The 18,005-nt window shown below is 52.0% G+C and carries 16 protein-coding genes; 6 read left to right on the top strand and 10 right to left on the bottom strand.

The window, feature by feature from the left end; all coding sequences use genetic code 11:
* A partial coding sequence (locus BLT01_RS14410; protein ID WP_176765181.1) for a ribonuclease YeeF family protein occupies nt 1-1,247 on the bottom strand: 1,247 nt, incomplete at its 3' end.
* A 312-nt stretch (nt 1,248-1,559) separates the two neighbouring features.
* Nucleotides 1,560-3,362, bottom strand: a complete 1,803-nt coding sequence (glmS, locus tag BLT01_RS14405) for a glutamine--fructose-6-phosphate transaminase (isomerizing) (RefSeq protein WP_092098944.1) — start codon at nt 3,360-3,362, stop codon at nt 1,560-1,562.
* Nucleotides 3,363-3,937: 575 nt separating this feature from the next.
* Here glmS and BLT01_RS14400 point away from each other — a divergent pair.
* Complete coding sequence (locus BLT01_RS14400; protein ID WP_092098942.1) at nt 3,938-4,900, top strand: anti-sigma factor; 963 nt, start codon at nt 3,938-3,940, stop codon at nt 4,898-4,900.
* Nucleotides 4,882-5,175: a hypothetical protein gene (locus BLT01_RS14395; protein ID WP_092098940.1), complete on the top strand. Its 294-nt coding sequence runs from the start codon at nt 4,882-4,884 to the stop codon at nt 5,173-5,175. The genes BLT01_RS14400 and BLT01_RS14395 overlap by 19 nt, the downstream gene beginning before the upstream one ends.
* A 75-nt stretch (nt 5,176-5,250) precedes the next feature.
* On the opposite strand, the gene kynB is transcribed toward BLT01_RS14395, so the two are convergent.
* Genes kynB through kynU form a run of 3 tightly spaced genes read right to left on the bottom strand, consistent with a single transcriptional unit; the run spans nt 5,251 to nt 8,026 of the window.
* Entirely contained in the window at nt 5,251-5,880 is a 630-nt protein-coding gene (gene kynB, locus BLT01_RS14390) for an arylformamidase (protein ID WP_092098937.1), read from the bottom strand.
* A 14-nt stretch (nt 5,881-5,894) separates the two neighbouring features.
* Nucleotides 5,895-6,749 carry a tryptophan 2,3-dioxygenase gene (kynA, locus tag BLT01_RS14385; RefSeq protein WP_092098935.1) on the bottom strand — a complete coding sequence of 285 codons (855 nt, stop codon included), beginning with the start codon at nt 6,747-6,749 and terminating at the stop codon, nt 5,895-5,897.
* Nucleotides 6,750-6,766: 17 nt separating this feature from the next.
* A complete protein-coding gene (kynU, locus tag BLT01_RS14380; RefSeq protein ID WP_092098946.1) occupies nt 6,767-8,026 on the bottom strand; it encodes a kynureninase in 1,260 nt (419 codons plus the stop codon).
* 202 nt (nt 8,027-8,228) lie between these two features.
* On the opposite strand from kynU, the gene ilvA reads away from it, so the two are divergent.
* Nucleotides 8,229-9,497 (top strand): threonine ammonia-lyase IlvA, encoded by a 1,269-nt coding sequence (ilvA, locus tag BLT01_RS14375; protein WP_092098932.1) that lies wholly within the window; start codon nt 8,229-8,231, stop codon nt 9,495-9,497.
* A 48-nt stretch (nt 9,498-9,545) separates the two neighbouring features.
* On the opposite strand, the gene BLT01_RS14370 is transcribed toward ilvA, so the two are convergent.
* A complete protein-coding gene (locus tag BLT01_RS14370; RefSeq protein WP_092098930.1) occupies nt 9,546-10,118 on the bottom strand; it encodes a uracil-DNA glycosylase in 573 nt (190 codons plus the stop codon).
* Nucleotides 10,119-10,199: 81 nt separating this feature from the next.
* Here BLT01_RS14370 and BLT01_RS14365 point away from each other — a divergent pair, with 81 nt between their 5' ends.
* Together BLT01_RS14365 and BLT01_RS14360 are read left to right on the top strand one after the other, a co-directional pair.
* The gene (locus BLT01_RS14365; protein ID WP_092098928.1) at nt 10,200-12,473 is read left to right on the top strand and encodes an ATP-binding cassette domain-containing protein; all 2,274 of its coding nucleotides are present in this window, start codon (nt 10,200-10,202) and stop codon (nt 12,471-12,473) included.
* 3 nt (nt 12,474-12,476) lie between these two features.
* The gene (locus BLT01_RS14360; protein ID WP_092098926.1) at nt 12,477-13,073 is read left to right on the top strand and encodes an AAA family ATPase; all 597 of its coding nucleotides are present in this window, start codon (nt 12,477-12,479) and stop codon (nt 13,071-13,073) included.
* A 44-nt stretch (nt 13,074-13,117) separates the two neighbouring features.
* Here the strand turns inward: BLT01_RS14360 and BLT01_RS14355 are convergent, their stop codons facing one another.
* Nucleotides 13,118-14,794, bottom strand: a complete 1,677-nt coding sequence (locus tag BLT01_RS14355; protein ID WP_092098924.1) for a formate--tetrahydrofolate ligase — start codon at nt 14,792-14,794, stop codon at nt 13,118-13,120.
* A gap of 184 nt (nt 14,795-14,978) precedes the next feature.
* Between BLT01_RS14355 and BLT01_RS14350 the strand changes: the two genes are divergently transcribed.
* The gene (locus tag BLT01_RS14350) at nt 14,979-15,548 is read left to right on the top strand and encodes a DUF3298 and DUF4163 domain-containing protein (protein WP_092098922.1); all 570 of its coding nucleotides are present in this window, start codon (nt 14,979-14,981) and stop codon (nt 15,546-15,548) included.
* 37 nt (nt 15,549-15,585) lie between these two features.
* Here the strand turns inward: BLT01_RS14350 and BLT01_RS14345 are convergent, their stop codons facing one another.
* The 3 genes from BLT01_RS14345 to BLT01_RS14335 form a co-directional block, all read right to left on the bottom strand.
* Nucleotides 15,586-16,188 carry an alpha/beta hydrolase gene (locus BLT01_RS14345; protein ID WP_092098920.1) on the bottom strand — a complete coding sequence of 201 codons (603 nt, stop codon included), beginning with the start codon at nt 16,186-16,188 and terminating at the stop codon, nt 15,586-15,588.
* 799 nt (nt 16,189-16,987) lie between these two features.
* The gene (locus BLT01_RS14340; RefSeq protein WP_092098918.1) at nt 16,988-17,476 is read right to left on the bottom strand and encodes a PaaI family thioesterase; all 489 of its coding nucleotides are present in this window, start codon (nt 17,474-17,476) and stop codon (nt 16,988-16,990) included.
* 286 nt (nt 17,477-17,762) lie between these two features.
* Nucleotides 17,763-18,005, bottom strand: a 243-nt coding sequence (locus tag BLT01_RS14335; protein ID WP_143020606.1) for a transposase, incomplete at its 5' end; no start/stop codon positions are given.

The following is an 18,005-nucleotide window of genomic DNA, read 5'->3' as shown; positions in this document are numbered from 1 at the left end:
GTACCCTTAGTAACAACTTTCTCTGTTACTCCACTAACTCCACTTTCAGCTTTTGCCATTGTAATCAGTTGATCCTTCAACTGTACACCATTGACCACATTGTAAGGGATTCCTCCTGCCATAGCCAACTGAGAACGTGGCGTATATGGCAAGAGATTGGCAAGGGAAGCACTCGCATGATTAGTAGCGGAAACGATTGTTGGAACACTTGCTTTAGCTGCAGTGGTACCTGTCTTGACGAGGGCGTTGGCACCTTTTGTCCCGACAATAGACGTTGCCACCGTCCCTAAAGCGTAAGTAACCCAATGTGCACGCGAATTGGCATCGCCATTGACCATATCTCGTTCATAGGATTCTGAAATGGCCGTTTTAATGGTGTTATAAGTGTCTCCTGGATTTGAGAATGCATTCGCTATGCCATCGACAGTGGCTTTTGGATTTGTGATGGTATCCCACAGGCCTGTCACGAAATCTTTTCCTGCATCAAAAAGACCCGTTCCGGCTCCTTTCACGACTTCTATCCCCGTGTCTATTATCGTTTCTTTGTCCTCTACTTCCATGGAATCAACTTCGGAGAATGATGCCAAATGGGTCAAAAGTGGGTTGCACGAGGTTAAGGCTGCCCATTGAGTTGTTTGAAAATGGATATCAGTAAGCCCGTCTTTAAACAATCCTTCTAAATCAGCGAGCCAGGTTTTCATTGTCTGGATATCTTGTTCTGCGGGCTGAAGTGCGTTCGTCTGAGTAGCATCAAATTCGTAAAGCTGCGTGACCGTGTCATCACGTTTTCTTTTCGAATGGATGACTCCCTCCTGTACGCCACTATCATCAAGATGTGGTAGCCCAACAATGTCATTTACCTGATCCATAATGCTGTTTGTCTCATCCGTCAAGTTACTTGTTAACCGGCCCATCAACGTAAGTCTCTGTTCAAGTTCACCTTCTAGAAATTGCTCTAGTATGTAGCCTTGCGAATCAGGTTCTAGTGAGTATAGAGCTGCCTCCATCTGTTGAAGCACTTGATTAAATTGTTCGGAAAACAGCTGAAAAAATTGTAGGAATGGTACATGACATTCTTCATAAAACGAACGAATGGCATTCCCACCTTCCCCTTTCAATGACTCCTCCAACTGGGTAAGTTCTTTCATTGCTTTTTCAATGCTTTGCATTTCTACTTCAAGACGATGGAGCATCTCCATATTCCTATTCAAGCCTGCATGTAATTCTTCAGCATTTAATACCTTCATCCCATCACCACCTAATTGATGATTATCAGTAAAGCAGACTTTCATTTTTAAATACCATTGGTGTCAAATTAAGTTCACAAGATTTAATTACTTTCCTACCATATGTTAACATACACCCCATTAGTATATATAGGATTTATCAGGCTTTCTCCCACGCTTTTCTTCTCGCTTTTCCCCACTTTCTTTCTCTTCAGGCTTTTTCCTTGCTCTTTTCATCCAATAAAAAACACGAGGGAAATCGGATGGTGATCTCCGACTTCCGCTCGTGTTAGGGAACGTTTTATAAGGAAGAATTCTATTTAACTATCTACTTCACTCCACCGTCACCGATTTAGCCAAGTTGCGCGGCTTATCGACGTCACATCCGCGGTGGAGAGCGGCGTAGTAGCTGATTAGTTGTAGCGGGATGACCGAGACAAGCGGTGCCAGCATCGGATGGACTGCCGGGATGACGATCCGGTCACCTTCCTCTTGAATGCCTTCCATCGAGATGATGCAGGATTTGGCGCCACGGGCTCCGACTTCCTTGACGTTGCCTCGAATGTTCGGGCTGACGGCTTCCTGGGTGGCGAGTGCAAAGACAGGCGTGCCTTCCTCGATGAGGGCGATGGTGCCGTGTTTTAGTTCGCCGCCGGCAAATCCTTCTGCTTGGATATAGGAGATTTCTTTGAGCTTGAGCGCACCTTCGAGACTGACATGATAATCAAGGCCACGGCCGATAAAGAACGCATTGCGGCTCAGTTCGAGGAAGTCGAAAGAAAGACCTTCCATCTCCTCTTTTCGGTCGACCATGGTCTGGGCGGCATTAGCGGCGATGCCGAGCTCCTGGATGAGGTCAAAGCCGATCGTCTTGCCTTTCGCTTCAGAGGCAAGTGCTGCAAGAATGCCGAGAACCGCGATCTGTGCGGTGTAAGCCTTTGTCGAAGCGACGGCAATTTCCGGTCCTGCATGCAGAAGGACCGTGTGATCCGACTCCCGCGACAGGGTTGATCCCGCCACGTTCGTCACTGTGAGTGACGGATGGCCAAGCTCCTTGATTCTGACGAGCACTTGACGGCTGTCTGCTGTCTCTCCGGATTGAGAAATAAAGACAAACAGCGGCTTATCGGACAGGAGTGGCATGTGATAGCCGAATTCACTTGAGATATGGACTTCTGTCGGGACGCCTGCGAACTTCTCGAAATACTCTTTTCCGACAAGCCCTGCATGGTAGCTCGTGCCGGCAGCGATGATATAGATCCGGTCCGCTCCGTTGATGGCATCGAGCGTTTCCCGATCCACGTGAAGCTCCCCGTCCTCATTCTGATAAGCCTGGATGATTTTTCTGAGAACAGCCGGCTGTTCATCAATTTCCTTTAGCATATAGTGCGGGTAAGTGCCCTTCTCGATGTCTGTGGCGTCGAGCTCAGCTTTGTACGGCTCTCGGCTGATCGTCTCCCCGTTCAGGGTACGGATCCGAACATTTTCTCTTGTAACGATGACCATTTCCCCGTCATGCAGCTCGACAAACTGGTCAGTTACCTGAAACATCGCCATGGCATCGGATGCCACTACATTGAATTCTTCTCCGAGGCCGACAAGAAGTGGCGACTTGTTTTTGGCGACAAAGATCGTGTCCGGCTCCTCTTCATCCAGCATCGCGATGGCATAAGAGCCGTGAAGCATACGAAGCGTTTTTGCGAACGCCTCTTCTGTCGTCAAGCCTCCGAAGACGAATTTGGCAATCAGCTGGACGATGATTTCCGTGTCAGTATCCGACACGAGCTGCACATCAGCGAGTTCCTCACGCCGCAATTTGTCGTAGTTCTCGATGACGCCGTTGTGGACGAGGGTGAAGCGGTTGGATGCATCCTGGTGGGGATGGGCATTCGTCACATTTGGCACGCCATGTGTTGCCCACCGTGTATGTCCGATGCCTGTCTGGGCTTCTGTCGACTCATCCACGATGTCCCTCAGGTCGGCAATCCGCCCTTTAGACTTGAAAAGCGATACGCCTCCAGCATTCGAAACGGCAATTCCGGCAGAATCATACCCGCGGTATTCCAGCTTCTCGAGCCCTCTCAACAAAATTTCCTTCGCGTCATTCAAGCCGATATAGCCTACGATTCCACACATATTCAATTCCTCCAGTTCAGTCAATGTCAAATAAGCGTCCTGGTTTCCGTTTTTAAAACGGACAGTGGGCGCTGTAACAGCAGTCAATGAGATCCGCATGAGCGGGCAATTTCCCGCTCCCGTATGCGGAGCATGATACCGGCTTTCCTCTCTGTGACGCACAATCGCTTGTGCGGTTTGCTGGAAAGCATGACAACCGGGCATCGCGGTCGGGAGGCATCCGCCGAAAATTCGATGAACCTCCACCTCGTCTGCTGGGGCTGTGATCCGATTCCCCCAGCTCAGGCGCTTTTGATTGTTTTCCGATTTGGGCGTCTCGCCGGCCCTCCTTCGCCTTTTTTACTGCTTATGTACTGTATTATACGGAAAGTGTTGTTGTCAATTACCTTTAACTTCTAAATCATATTTTTTATTGCAAACCCGGTTTTTCGATTTCAGTAAAATTACGAATCAAATAAGAATTTTAAAATCCGTCGTGATTTCCGCAACTTTCTTGGATGCTCAAACGTGAATAGTATCGAGGGATTGCGCAGCAGCGGACAGCCCGGAAAAATACTTGTAAAGGAGGCGATGGAATGGCCCCTTCCGAGAAACTGAAAAGCCATACAGAAAAAGACAGCTCCCCCGCATTGAAACGGGCAATTGCCGTCACAAGGTGGAAACGGATACTGAAGGCGCTCACTGTAGCCCTGCTCATTGTTCCGATCGGCTATATGCTGACTTTCGCCTATTATGCGTTCGGAACAAAATCGACAACACTGATGGATACGGCAAGCAAAGTGCTTTACCTCACTGAACCGAACACCTCCCTTGAAGAAATGGAATTTGATATGGATTTTTCACTATTCTCCATGAATCTGTCATTTGACCAATACAAGCAGGTCGGCAGTGAGCACTATCCGGTACGCCATTATAACCTGCATTTTGTCCTGGATGATCTGGTGGAAAAGGAAATGGCTTCGAACCTCGACAGGAATCCGCCAAGGTACCCGGGTGAGGACAATCAGTGGCTGGTCCACCCGGGGCAGGTGCCGAAGGTTGACAGTGGTCAAGACTGGCTTATGCTTAAAGGCCTGCCTGAGGAAACCGTTGCCGAAGCCTACTTCTCACTCAACGATCTCTATAGCATCACCGAGCTCAGAAAAGCGTTTCCCGGCGTCGATGTCTTATGGGCTGCCATCTACACCGGAATTGAAGATGAGATGCTGAGCGCGGACGGGGATCCCGTTTCCCCGATCGGTTACCCGGTCCAGCCTGACCGGACCTATTGGTCGCCTTTCCGTGATTCCATGTCACACGAAGAGACGTTCCTGCAGCTGCTCAAGGAAATCCAGCCGTATGAGGGGTTGGCAATGGAAGTTTCCTCTCATAAAAACTTGGCGCTCGCAGAACGGATCGATTATATCGAGACGAACGGCTTTAAGACCTATGGCGTGGTCGTCACCGGTCCAAAACGGGAAATCGAAGCACTGGAACGTTCGGATTTAATCCGTTCCATGAAACTGGGTGAGGTGAAACTGTGGAATTGGACAAAGTAAAGGTCGTTTCTTTCCGGATAATTGGATGGTTCAGTGTTATCACGGGAGTCCTTGCATTGCTGCTCCTGAATATTTCGATGTTGTCCGGCTATGATATCTCGTTTATGGAGCAGCTGTCTTTCTGGGTTTCCGCCATCCTGATATCGGGCCTGGTTTCGCTTTTCGGCAGACACAGCCGTCCACTCGGCCTGTGGGGAATCGGCATTGCCCTTTTCCTGATTTTCTTCACCGGCGTGATCTTCTTTCTCGGATGGATGATCGTCCCGTTCCCCTGATAAAATCGACAGAGAGCCACTGCCGCTTTCCACGGGCAGGTGGCTCTCTTCGTATGTCCGGTGGGCCGGTTGGTATCAGATCTTTCTTATGACCGCTCTGACAGGGCTTCCGTCTGCGTCTTGGATGGCAAGAGGCAGCGCGATCAATTCGTAATCCCCCGGCTCCGTGTCAGCAAGCATCAAATTCTCTACGATGCAGATGCCGTTGTCGCCGAGCGCATGGTGGGTCGGCAGGTCCTTGCTGTCCGTCCGGTCTACCGAAGGGACGTCGATGCCGAGAAGGAAAATCCCCTTTTCCCCCAAGTAAGGGCCGATATCCGGCCGGAGCTCAATGAACGATTGCGGGAAGACAAACGGATTGTTCGTTTCCGATGTTTTCAGGAGAAGCCGCTCCGCTCCATCCAAGTCGTAGGCTTCAAGCTCGCTTCGCCCGAGATAAGCGTGCATGGTCACATCGATGACCTTTGCCCTTCCGATGTAAATCTTTACATCCAATTCATGCAATTTCTTGCCTGCCTCATCAAAATGGAACGGGGCGTCCGCATGGGTGCCCATGTGGAGGCTTGTCCGGATCTCCCCGATATTGACCGATCCGCTCTGCTCTTTCGTGACTCCCAGTTCAAAATTGAACGGCGTGTCTCCCGGCCAGTTCGCCATGCCGTTCGTGAGCGGCTGGGTGATATCGATCCATCCGCCTTTCTCCATCTCTTCCCCTCCTTTCACAGCGTAGTTCTCAAATCCCATAATTCAGGGAAGAACCGGTGGTCGAGCACTTGTCTCAAATAGCCGACACCGGATGAACCGCCCGTGCCTTTTTTGAATCCGATGATGCGCTCCACCGTTTTCATGTGACGGAACCGCCATTGCTGAAGCCAGTCCTCCACGTCGACCATTTTTTCAGCCAGCTGGTACAGGTCCCAGTAGCGGCCGACATCCCGGTACACTTCTTCCCAGGCCGCCGCGACAGAGGGATCTCCGGCATAGACCACCGTGCAGTCCCTGTCCAGCAGGTCGGGGTTAATCGGGAATCCGGCTCTGGAAAGCGCCCCGATGGCCGCATCGTAAAGCCCCGGTGACAGGTAAGCTTCCTGCAGGGCCCGCTGCACCTCCGGGTCTTTCTCATAGATTTTCAGAATAGCTTCCGACTTGTAACCGAGCGCGAACTCGATCAGCCGGTATTGATAAGACTGGAAGCCGGAAGCCCGGCCAAGACTGTCCCGGAACTCCAGGTATTCCGCAGGAGTCATTGTCGCAAGAACATCCCACGCCTGGATGATCTGCGACTGGATCTTCGACACCCTGGCAAGCTTTTTGAATGCTGGCTGCATGTCATCTTGTCCGATGTCTTCGATGGCTGACCGGAGCTCATGCAGAATCAGCTTCATCCAGAGTTCGCTCACCTGATGGATGATGATGAACAGCATTTCGTCATGGTGTCCGGACAGACGGTTTTGCGCTGACAGCACTTTATCCAGGGACAGATATTCGCCGTAAGTCATCGACTCCCTGAAGTCCGTATGGATGCCTTGCTCGGACTCAAGCGCTTTTTTCAGATCGGATATCTTCTTGGGCATGGCCCGCCCCTCCTTTATCAGGCAACGACGCCGCGCTGGTTTTCGAACTTCATGTATGCTTTCTCATCCATGATTTTCTTCAGAGTCAGGATCGTCTGGCAAACCTCTTCGAATGAGTTATAGAGCGCGACCGGCGCCAGCCGGATACCTTTCGGTGCCCTGAAATCAGGAATGACGCCTTCCGCTTTCAGCGCGCTGCAAATTCGAGCAGCTTCCTCATGTTCCAGGTAGACATGGCCTCCCCTGCGTCCATCTTCCCGGGGATTCGCCATCTTGAACCCGTGGCCGTCCAACTCCTGGTCGACCAGCTCCATCATAAAGCGTGTCAGCCTGAGTGACTTTTCCCGCAGGGCACTGAGCCCCGCTTCTTCGAACAGTTCAAGCGAGCCGGCAAGCGGTGCCATGCTGAAGATGTTTGGGGTCCCCACCTGGTAAGCGCCGGCATGGGGTGCGGGCGTCATCGTATGTTCCATATCAAACTGCTTCTCTTTATCAGACCCGAACCAGCCGGCAAGTCCTGGAGCGGTGCCGAAATGCCGTTCGTGGATGAACAGCCCGCCGGTAGAGCCAGGGCCGCCGTTCAGGAATTTGTAGGTGCACCAGAACGCGAAGTCGGCTCCCCAGTCATGGAGGGAATGCTCCATCGCGCCTACCGAATGGCAGAGGTCATACCCGATCAGGATGCCGTGGCGGTGAGCCGCTTCCGTCAATGCAGGCATATCGAGAACCTGCCCGCTCCTATAAAGCACCGACGGAAGAATCGCCATGGCTATTTCTTCCGACATGGCGCCGATGATGTCCTCTTCCTCGATCAGATGGCCATCGCGGCTATTCACGCTGACCAGATGTTCCACGGGATCCAGGCCGCGGAGCTCCAGCTGGCTCTTGATCGCATAAATATCGCTCGGAAAATTAAGTTCGTCCGCCAATATCTTCGTCCTCTTGCCATCCGGTCTGAAAAAAGTGGCAAGGATCTGGTGCAGATTCGACGTGGTCGATCCGGTCACCATCACCTCTTCCGGTTTGGCCCCGACAAACGGAGCCATTTTGGCAGATAGCTGTTCAGGGAGATAAAACCAGGGACACTCTCCCCCCGTCCAGCCGTTGATCCCATGTGCTTTCCACGAGTCCATAATCTCCAAAAGTGTCCGCTCCGCCCTGCGGGACATCAGGCCGAGAGAATTACCGTCCATGTAAATCATTTCCGGCTGTATATAGAATTCCTCTCTGAACCGTTTGAGGCTGTCCAGCCGGTCAAGATCCCTTTCCTCTTCCATCGTCCTTTTCGCCAATTTTCTGCCCCCTTTGCTGTTTACACCGACTGTACGGGAATGCCGTGCCTCTTGCAAGCGCTTTCCTGAATAATGGCTTATTTTAGAAGATATAATTGTACACGAATTTTTTGAATATTACCGTGAGATTTGGATTTATCCGTGATAGAATAAAACCATTCAATTTCAAAAAAAGGTCGTGTTATGGATGCCAGCTACAAATGAACGGACAAAATTGCTTCACGTGGAAGATATCCTGATCGCCTATCAGAAGCTGAAGGAAGTCGTTGCGCATACGCCACTGCAACTGAACAAGCGGCTCTCCGAAAAGTATGACTGCCGGATATACGTCAAGCGCGAAGACCTTCAGCACGTCCGGTCATTCAAGCTTAGGGGGGCCTATTACAAAATTAAATCCGTGGAACAGGAAGCCCGCGAAAAGGGAGTCGTTTGCGCAAGTGCAGGGAACCATGCCCAGGGCGTCGCCTATGCCTGCGCAGAACTCGGCATCGAAGGGAAAATCTTCATGCCGCAGACTACACCAAAGCAGAAAATCAATCAGGTGAAAATGTTCGGACGTGACCAAGTCGAAATCATCCTGACCGGGGATACATTCGACGAATCATCCGCCCAAGCCCTGGCCTACAAGGAGGAGCATGGCCAGTTGTTCATCCATCCGTTTGATGACCCCGTCCTGATGGCCGGACAGGGCACCGTCGCAGTGGAGGTCCTGAATGACATCGGAGAGCCTGCCGATTTCGTTTTCGCTTCCATTGGAGGAGGCGGTCTGATGTCAGGGCTTGCCACCTATATCAAGAACGTCTCTCCACAGACGAAAATGATCGGCGTGGAGCCTGCGGGTGCCGCCAGCATGAAAGCTTCCCTAGAGAGCGGACAAGTCACAGCACTGGCTTCCATCGACAAATTCGTGGACGGGGCTGCCGTCCAGAGACCGGGAACCCTTACTTACGAAATCTGCAGAGAGTATGTGGACGATATCCTCCCGATCCCGGAAGGAAAGGTTTGCACCGCCATCCTTGACCTTTACAATGAGCATGCCATCGTAGCTGAGCCGGCAGGGGCACTGCCGATCGCAGCGCTTGATGAATATCAAGATGAAATCAGAGGGAAAACAGTCGTCTGTGTGATCAGTGGCGGCAATAACGACATCAGCCGTATGCAGGAGATCAAGGAAAAATCCCTCATCCATGAAGGGCTTCTCCACTACTTCATCCTCGATTTTCCGCAGCGTGCCGGTGCGCTCCGCCAATTCCTCGATAGCGTACTCGGACCCGATGACGATATCACGACATTTGAATATACGAAGAAAAACAACAAAGAAAACGGGCCTGCCCTTATCGGTATCGAGATCAAGCACCGGGAAGACTACTCCGGCCTGATCGAACGCATGAACACGCTCGGCTTTCCTTATAAGGAATTGAATAAAGACAGCTACCTGTTCGGCCTGCTGATCTGACTCTGGTTGCTGTCCGGCGATGCCGGGCAGCTTTTTTTCGTGGCCGGATCAGCCCTCATCAATTTTGCTTTTGACGAGCTCCAGGTCCTCGAGGAATAGCCGATAAAGATTGGGACGGCGCCTGACAGCCAACGGATGATAGGCTACAGTTGCGGAATAGCCGTTTACGTCATACCAACTGCCCCGCATCCCCTTCACGTCCAATTCGGAATTCCCGAAAAACGATTGTAGGGCGACATTGCCGAGGCAGAGAATCAGTGCCGGACGGTGATTTTGCAACTGTTTATCCAAATGCCGGTGCATGCAGATGTCCCTCGTCTTTTCCTTATCGTATTTCCTGATCGGCCTTCTTTTTAAAATATAGGTCACATAAAACAGCTTGCTATCCAACCCGGTTTCGTGAATGGCCTGCTGGAGAGTCAGGCGGGTTCCGCATACAAACGGATTGCCCTCACGGTCTTCCCGGGCGCCCGGGTTATCGAGAATCACCATGATGGGTGCTTCGGGATTCCCTTCTCCCCATACCATCCTCGTCCCCTGCCTGTAAAGCCCGCACTCCCTGCAATCCCGTTCACCACCAGGAACACGATCTTCCGGCCAGATTTCCGGACAAAATGACATCTTCCCTCTCTCCTCCCCGATAGTGTACAGTACCCCATAAGGGCCAAATTAGTTTAATGATTGCCTTGAAGGAGTGTCGCCATGCCATCTGTCAGCCAAGAATTCATCCGAATCGTGGATGCAAGTGAAAATAACCTGAAAAATGTTTCTGTCGATTTGCCCAAAAAGAAAATCACCGTTTTCACCGGCGTCTCCGGTTCCGGAAAATCTTCTCTCTGCCTGGATACCATCGCCGCTGAATCCCGCCGCGAGCTAAATGAGACGTTTCCAAGTTTTGTCCAGCAATACCTTCCGAAGTACGGCAGGCCCCGGGTCGGCAGAATCGAGAACCTGCCGGTGACCATCATCCTTGATCAGAAGAAGCCTGCTCAAAATTCACGTTCGACAGTCGGGACATACACGGATATCTACGCTCAGCTGCGCCTTCTTTATTCCCGTGTCGGACGTCCATTCATCGGCTACTCCGATGCCTTTTCCTTTAATCACCCGTCCGGCATGTGTCCAAGGTGCGAAGGAATCGGAGAAGTCACGGACCTGGATGTCCATAAGCTGATCGACTTTGATAAGTCGCTGAATGATGAAGGAGTCATCAACTTTCCCGCCTTCACCACTGGCGCCTGGCGTTGGAAACGGTATGCGTACAGCGGCCTGTTCGACCTCGACAAGAAAATACGGGATTATTCGCCGGAGGAACTGGAGTTGTTCCTCTACTCCCCCCAGATCAAACTCAAGAACCCTCCCGACAACTGGCCCAAATCCGCCAAGTTCGAAGGGATCGTCCCCCGCATGTACCGGAGTGTCATTACCCAAAAGGAAGGCAAGCGTCACCAGAAACTGCTTGACCAAATGGTGACGACCTATGAGTGCCCGGTGTGCAACGGCACCCGTGTCAATGAAAAAGTGCGGAGCTGCAAAATCGGTGGCAATAGTATCGCCGACGTCGTGGCCATGCCCATTGATGAGACCATTTCATTTATCCAGTCCATCGCCGATCCGGTGGCAAGCGATCTCAAGAAGGAATTGGAACTCCGGCTTCGCGCTCTGGTCGACATCGGTCTCGGTTATCTGACCCTCAGCCGCGGCATCAGCACCCTATCCGGAGGTGAAGCTCAACGGACGAAAATCGCGAAATACATCAACTCCTCCCTGACCGATTTGGTATACGTTTTTGACGAGCCAAGTGCCGGGCTCCATCACTCGGACCTCAGGCGCCTGAGAAAGTCTTTGATGAAGCTGCGTGACCATGGCAATACCATTTTGATCGTGGAGCACCATCCTGAAATCATCGAACTGGCAGACCACGTCATCGATATGGGGCCGTTCGCCGGAGAATATGGCGGTGAGGTGATGTTCACCGGAAGCTATCCGGATCTCCTGGCATCCGGCACGCTGACCGGCCGGTCTCTGCGCCATTCTGTCCCTCTGAACAACAGTCCCCGGAAGCCTTCCGGATGGCACCGCCTTGAACAGGCTTCGCTGCACAATCTGAAAAACGTCACGGTTGACCTCCCATTGGGCGTGCTCGCCGTGATTGCGGGTGTGGCCGGATCAGGGAAAAGTTCACTCATGCGGCTGTTCGAGCAGGATTGGACAGGACCGATCGTCTCCATCAGCCAGAAAGCCATCGGTGCCACGTCCCGCTCCACACCTGCGACTTATCTGGGTATTTCCGATGATATCCGGAAACGGTTTGCCCAAGAAACCGGTGCCCCCGCTTCTCTCTTCAGCTTCAATTCCAAAGGGGGCTGTCCGGCATGCGGAGGCAAAGGCATCATCGTGACCGGCATGCACTTTATGGATCCGATCGAGACGGTCTGCGAGGTGTGTGACGGTACACGTTATGCCCCCGAAGTCCTCCGGTACCGGGTGGACGGTCGGTCGATTGCGGATGTGATGGGAATGTCGGTGAAAGAAGCGATCGGTTTCTTCGGGGACGAACTGTTCACTGATCAGCTCATTGCCCTGAATCGTGTCGGACTCGGTTATATCCGCCTGGATCAATCCATGTCGACTCTTTCAGGCGGTGAGCTGCAGAGGGTGAAGCTGGCAAGCCATCTGAATGAGAAAGGGACCGTCTTCATCATGGATGAACCGACCGAAGGCCTTCATCCGGATGACACGCTCAAGCTGTTGGATCTGTTTCACCAACTGGTCGAAGAAGGAAATAGCTTGTTTTTGATCGAACACCAGTTAAATGTCATCAAGCAGGCCGACTACCTGATTGAACTGGGACCCGGAGGAGGAAATGCCGGCGGCAACATTCTCTTCACGGGAATGCCTGAAGAGCTTCTGAAAAGCGACGTGTCGGTCACAAGGCCGTATGTCGAGGAGAGCCTGAAACCCGGAAGGAGGTAAAACGTGGAACTGATCCTGATCACCGGTCCCCAAGCCGTCGGTAAAATGACGGTTGGCAAAGAATTGGAGAAGCACATGGATGCGGAACTTCTTTATAACCACCAAACCCTCGATTTGTTCGCCAGGTTTCTCGGGTACACAAAAGAAGCGTTCCGCCTGTCGGATGAAACACGGAAGAATCTGTTCCGCGCTTTTGTCAAAAGTGAAAGGAATGTTGTCTCAGGCATTATATTTACCGTTGTTGTTGCTTACAACCTGGAAAATGACCGGGCTTTCCTCAAAGATGTTTGTAAAATGTTCCTACAGGCAGGCGGCAAAGTTTACTATGTGGAGTTGGAGGCTTCCCTGCCCGAACGGCTTGAAAGAAATACCGGAGAGGACCGGCTGCTGGCGAAACCCTCCAAACGTGATCTTGATTTCTCCAGGAACGAGTTGCTGGGGAGTCTTGAAAAGCATCGGCTGAATTCGCAGCCAGGAGAAGTGAAAAAACTCCTCCCGGGCGTCCGGTATCTGCGCATCGATAGCACCTCACTCACAGCAGCAGAAACAGCGGCCGCTATCAGACAGTGGAAAGAGGATTGCTCTATTCAATCATCGTAATAAAAAACGGACCCCCATTTATGGGAGGTCCGGTTTTTTACATTCTACATCAGGCCGACCGCCTGTCCTTCCCGGCCGACGTCCATGCGCATGGCTGCCGGTTCCTTCGGCAGGCCCGGCATTGTCATGATGTCGCCGGTCAGGCAGACGATGAATCCGGCTCCGAGTTTCGGGATCAGTTCACGGATGGTGATCTTGAACCCTTCAGGTCGTCCGAGAACCGATGGGTCATCCGTAAACGAGTACTGGGTCTTCGCCATGCAGACCGGCAGGATGTCCCAGCCCCGCTTCCTGATATCGGCCAGCTGCTTTTGTGCACGGTCCGTGAAATGAACCCCTTCCCCCCCGTAAACCTTCGTCACGATGGCGGCCACTTTATCTTCAAAGGCATCCAGCTCATCGTACACCGGAGCAAACCGGTTTCCTTTCCCGATTTGTTCCAGGACGAGCCGGGCAACATCGGTGCCGCCCGCCCCGCCTTGGGCCCAGACATCTGCAACAGCCGCCCTTACACCATTTTCTCGGCAATAACCCAGCACTGTTTCAAGTTCTTCATCTATATCAGTGATGAAGCGGTTCAGTGCAACGACCGGTTCGATGCCAAATGACCGAATGGTGTCAATGTGCTTTGCCAGGTTAGGCAGTCCTTCGGCGACCGCAAGCGTATCGGGCGCGGACAGGTCTGTTTTCGGAACACCGCCGTGCATCTTCAACGCCCGGACGGTTGCCACGAGGACAACCGCATCCGGTTTGAAATCCCCCTGGCGCGCCTTGATATCCATGAACTTTTCCGCGCCCAGATCGGAACCGAAGCCGGCTTCCGTGACTACGATGTCCGCGAGCCGCTTGGCGGTCAAGGTGGCGGCGAGCGAATTGCAGCCGTGTGCGATATTGGCAAATGGACCGCCGTGGATCAGGGCAGGCGTTCCTCCGATCGTCTGGACCAGGTTCGGCTTGAACGCCTCTTTCAGCAGAAGAGTCAGTGCACCTTCCGCCCCCAGATCACGGACAGTCACCGGTTCTTTCCCGTACGTATAGCCGATCACGATGCGGGCAAGCCGTTCCTTCAGGTCATCCAATGACTTCGCCAAGCAGAAAACAGCCATGATTTCAGATGCCACAGTGATGTCGAAACCATCTTCCCGCGGAATGCCTCCCGACGGCCCGCCAAGCCCGACCGTCACATGGCGAAGTGCCCGGTCGTTCATGTCCAGGACACGTTTCCATGTGATCCTCCTCGGATCAATGCCGAGTTCGTTGCCCTGATGGAGGTGGTTGTCAATCAGTGCGGACAGCGCATTGTTGGCTGTTGTGATCGCATGGATATCCCCTGTGAAATGAAGGTTGATGTCCTCCATCGGCAACACTTGAGAATAACCGCCGCCCGCGGCGCCTCCCTTCATCCCCATGACCGGGCCGAGTGACGGTTCGCGCAGGGCGACCATCGTTTTTTCGCCCAAAAGGGAAAATGCATCCGCAAGGCCAACAGTAACTGTTGATTTCCCTTCACCGGCAGGGGTCGGGCTGATCGCCGTCACAAGTACCACTTTGCCGTCCGCAACGGCAGGAGGCAGCTTGTCCACTTGGATTTTCCCTTTGAATCGGCCGTATGGCTCCAGTGCCTCTTCCGGAATCCCCGCTGTTGCTGCAACCTCACCAATCGGCTTCATCTTGGCACGGCTTGCGATTTCCAGGTCTGTCAGTGGTGTCGTTGTCTTCATCACAATTCCCCCTCCAGTCTGTTGTTATCTTCATTATAATGCCCCCAAAGCAACTGCCTTCTTCAGACTTCTTACAAAAGAGTGACACCCAAACCTATCTGCCTGCATGAACTGAAGAAAACGAAAAGGATGAATTACGATTCCGTTTGCTCTTCCTGTTCAGGTTGTATCCCATCCCATCCGCATGGCCACTCCTAAAATTGACCTGGTATATCCGCAGGTCACCGGTCTTGCCAACCCGGCTGCACAGTCGGCGATCAACCTTCAGATCGTCACTGAATTCGCTGAGCTTCTGAAGCAACTCGGTTATGGCAAACAAAACCTTGTCGAGATGGTCGGTTATTATGAGGTGAAGACAAACGAACGGGGCGTACTCAGCCTTCTTCTCGTCGTCTATTCCTTCACCGGCGGAGCTCACGGGCTGACGTTGGCCAAAGGATTGACCTTTGACGTGCAGACCGGCGTCCGGTACCGCCTGAAAGACCTATTCAAACCGGACAGTGAATATACCAAGCTACTGTCGGGAATCATCAGTGAATGGATCAAACAATGGGAAGTCCCTGTTCTTGAACCATTTGTGTCGATCTCACCTGATCAGGATTTCTATCTCGCCGACCATTCTCTCACTGTGTTTTTCCAGTTATATGAGCTTACTGCGTATGTATACGGGTTCCCTTATTTTCCGATTCCTCTGAAATCACTGGAGTCCATCATCGCGGATCCCGGTCCGGCATCGACACTGCTCCCGTTTTAAAAAAGCTCCAGTTCCCAAATGGGAACTGGAGCTTTTTTCAGTATTTATTTTGATACCATGCTGCTGCCGCCTGAATTTCCGTCCGGGTCAGCGAGTGGCCAAAGTTCTCCCAATGGATTTGGACTTCAGCACCCGCTCCTTCCAGCAGACTTCGGAGATCCTTCGCCTCATCCACCGGACAGATGGGGTCATTGGTGCCGGCACCGATAAAGACCGATGTTCCTGTCAGTGCCGGAAGTTCCTGATCGCGGATCGGAACCATCGGATGGTGAAGGATTGCTCCCCGCAGAGCATCAGCGTAATGGAACATCAAGTTTGCCGCAATGTTTGCACCGTTCGAGTAGCCGACAGCAATCACGTTTTTCCGGTCAAACCCATAGTCGTCTGCTGCTTTGCTTATAAAATTGTTCAGATCTTTAGTCCGCCTGACCAAGTCTTCCAGGTCGAACACACCTTCCGCCAGCCGCCTGAAAAATCTCGGCATTCCGTTTTCAAGCACATCGCCCCGCACACTCAGAATGCCGGCATCCGGATCAATCATGTTTCCGATCGGCAAGAGATCACGTTCTGTCCCGCCCGTCCCGTGCAGAAGAAGAAGCGTCGGTTTGCCCATTTTGCCTTCCTGATAAATATGTTTCAATCGGATCCCTTCTTCCTTATCTCGAATTAAAGATAATTCTATCAGGATTTCATTTGTATGGGAAGAGACTTGTCTTCTTTAAAAAAACACAAAAAAATAAGATTAAAATGTTTACTCCAAATGATGACGGGTATCCTAACAGTACAAGGCAAACACCACCAGCTGCATCGGTTCGACTGATGCCAAAAGTGGAGAACTGCACAGCCTTGTCGGGAAATTTGCTGGATACGACGAAGACCTCTCTCGTCTGCGCCGCATGTTCCGCTCGGTCCTGTCCGTAATCCGCAAGACGAATCATCAAAAGGATGATGGATCATGGAAACCAGGAGGACAAAAGAATAGGCAGATTGAATCAGAGATCTGCCGAAACGATTGACCGGAGTGACTCCGGACAGCTTTTGCAATGGACTCAGGGGATGGTAGACAATGGACACCAGGAGGACACAAGAAAACCCGCCTAAAGAGTCATGGGTTTTCAGCAGCGAACGACTGGAATAAGGTTCCGGACACTCTTTGCACGTGACTCGGGAGTTGGTGCCGATGTTAGCCAGAAGGACAGGCGACAAAGACTGCGGTGAACAGTAAGTTTTTTGTGTAAGTGCATTTGACAGCCTGACTGTAACTTTGGTGGTCGCTGTATGTGATACCTTAGCCGGGAAGGCAACGGCAGTTTGGCCGATCATCTGCAAATGACGGGATGGATGACAGGCTTCGTCAGCGCAGTAACCCTAGCAACTTTTCCATTTACAGAGAAACCGCCCGATCGATTGATCGGGCGGTTTCTCCTTTTAATGATTTATCATTGCCGGAAAGAGTCCGGCATGACGACAGCAACCACTTCGCCAGTGACACATACCTCTCCGTCCGCTTCAACTTCGACATGAACTTTGAACTTTTTAGGATGGATTTCCTCCACCCGCCCCGTCGCTTTCAAGGGTTTTCCATGGGGTGTCGGTTTTTTGAAGTCCACGTGAAGTGATGCAGTGACGAATCTTGGCGGGGCCTCCCCGTCTCCCGGTTCAAAGCCATTCTTCCTGTGCAAGGCAAGGGATGCCGAGCCGGTTCCGTGACAGTCGACAAGTGACGCTATGACCCCACCGTAAACAAAGCCGGGTAGAGCCATTTCATCTCCGGCAGGGTCATAGTGGGTGACGGTCGCGTCCCCTTCCCAGCCCGTCCGGAAATGATGCCCCTTCCCATTCCGTCTTCCGCAGCCGTAGCACCAAGCGAAATCATCCGGATACTCATCCTGAATGGCATGCACAATCTTTTTTGTTTCCTCAACCATGTAACTCCCTCCCATTTCCCCATTTAACTTGCTTTTCCCTCCTTTCGACAGCTTTACCGGATTTCCTGCAAAAACATTTTAATCGTTCAATATAAAACGCTACTGGACGGCGGCACAGTCTGCAGACAACCTTCAGGAAATGATCAATCTGAAACGCTCAGCTTATCGGGTTTTGATTTGAACGGATTAAAAAACGGACCCAAAAGAAATCTTTTTGGGTCCGTTTTGTCATTTTCGTGGATATTTCGCATGTTTTTTCCCATCCCCCCCTTGGAATGACCGGCCGTCAGGCCGGTTCCGGTGACTCCCAGGTCCAGCAGGCCAATCTTTTCAGATTTAAGGCAGCAAAAGTAAGCATCGCCTGCATGGACATTTTTTCCTTCCCGCGAAGGGTTGTCCATCGCATGCCACACTTCTCCTTGGCATCTCCGAAACCGCGCTCTACGGTCTCTTTCCGCCTTGCATAGATTTCTTTGTTCTCCGGGGTGAGCCGAATGGCCTCTGCATGATCGAGGTAGTCCTGCCAGAT

The sequence above is a fragment of the Bhargavaea beijingensis genome (assembly GCF_900101985.1).
Classification (GTDB): domain Bacteria; phylum Bacillota; class Bacilli; order Bacillales_A; family Planococcaceae; genus Bhargavaea; species Bhargavaea beijingensis.
Note: the sequence above shows the minus strand (reverse complement) of the source record. Positions and strands in the feature narration are given on the sequence as shown.

Bases quoted from the DNA above. Each gene is read 5' to 3' on its own strand.
- glmS (WP_092098944.1), bottom strand. From the start codon at position 3,362: ATGTGTGGAATCGTAGGCTATATCGGCTTGAATGACGCGAAGGAAATT.
- BLT01_RS14400 (WP_092098942.1), top strand. From the start codon at position 3,938: ATGGCCCCTTCCGAGAAACTGAAAAGCCATACAGAAAAAGACAGCTCC.
- kynB (WP_092098937.1), bottom strand. From the start codon at position 5,880: ATGGAGAAAGGCGGATGGATCGATATCACCCAGCCGCTCACGAACGGC.
- kynA (WP_092098935.1), bottom strand. From the start codon at position 6,749: ATGCCCAAGAAGATATCCGATCTGAAAAAAGCGCTTGAGTCCGAGCAA.
- kynU (WP_092098946.1), bottom strand. From the start codon at position 8,026: ATGGAAGAGGAAAGGGATCTTGACCGGCTGGACAGCCTCAAACGGTTC.
- ilvA (WP_092098932.1), top strand. From the start codon at position 8,229: ATGCCAGCTACAAATGAACGGACAAAATTGCTTCACGTGGAAGATATC.
- BLT01_RS14370 (WP_092098930.1), bottom strand. From the start codon at position 10,118: ATGTCATTTTGTCCGGAAATCTGGCCGGAAGATCGTGTTCCTGGTGGT.
- BLT01_RS14365 (WP_092098928.1), top strand. From the start codon at position 10,200: ATGCCATCTGTCAGCCAAGAATTCATCCGAATCGTGGATGCAAGTGAA.
- BLT01_RS14355 (WP_092098924.1), bottom strand. From the start codon at position 14,794: ATGAAGACAACGACACCACTGACAGACCTGGAAATCGCAAGCCGTGCC.
- BLT01_RS14350 (WP_092098922.1), top strand. From the start codon at position 14,979: ATGGCCACTCCTAAAATTGACCTGGTATATCCGCAGGTCACCGGTCTT.
- BLT01_RS14340 (WP_092098918.1), bottom strand. From the start codon at position 17,476: ATGGTTGAGGAAACAAAAAAGATTGTGCATGCCATTCAGGATGAGTAT.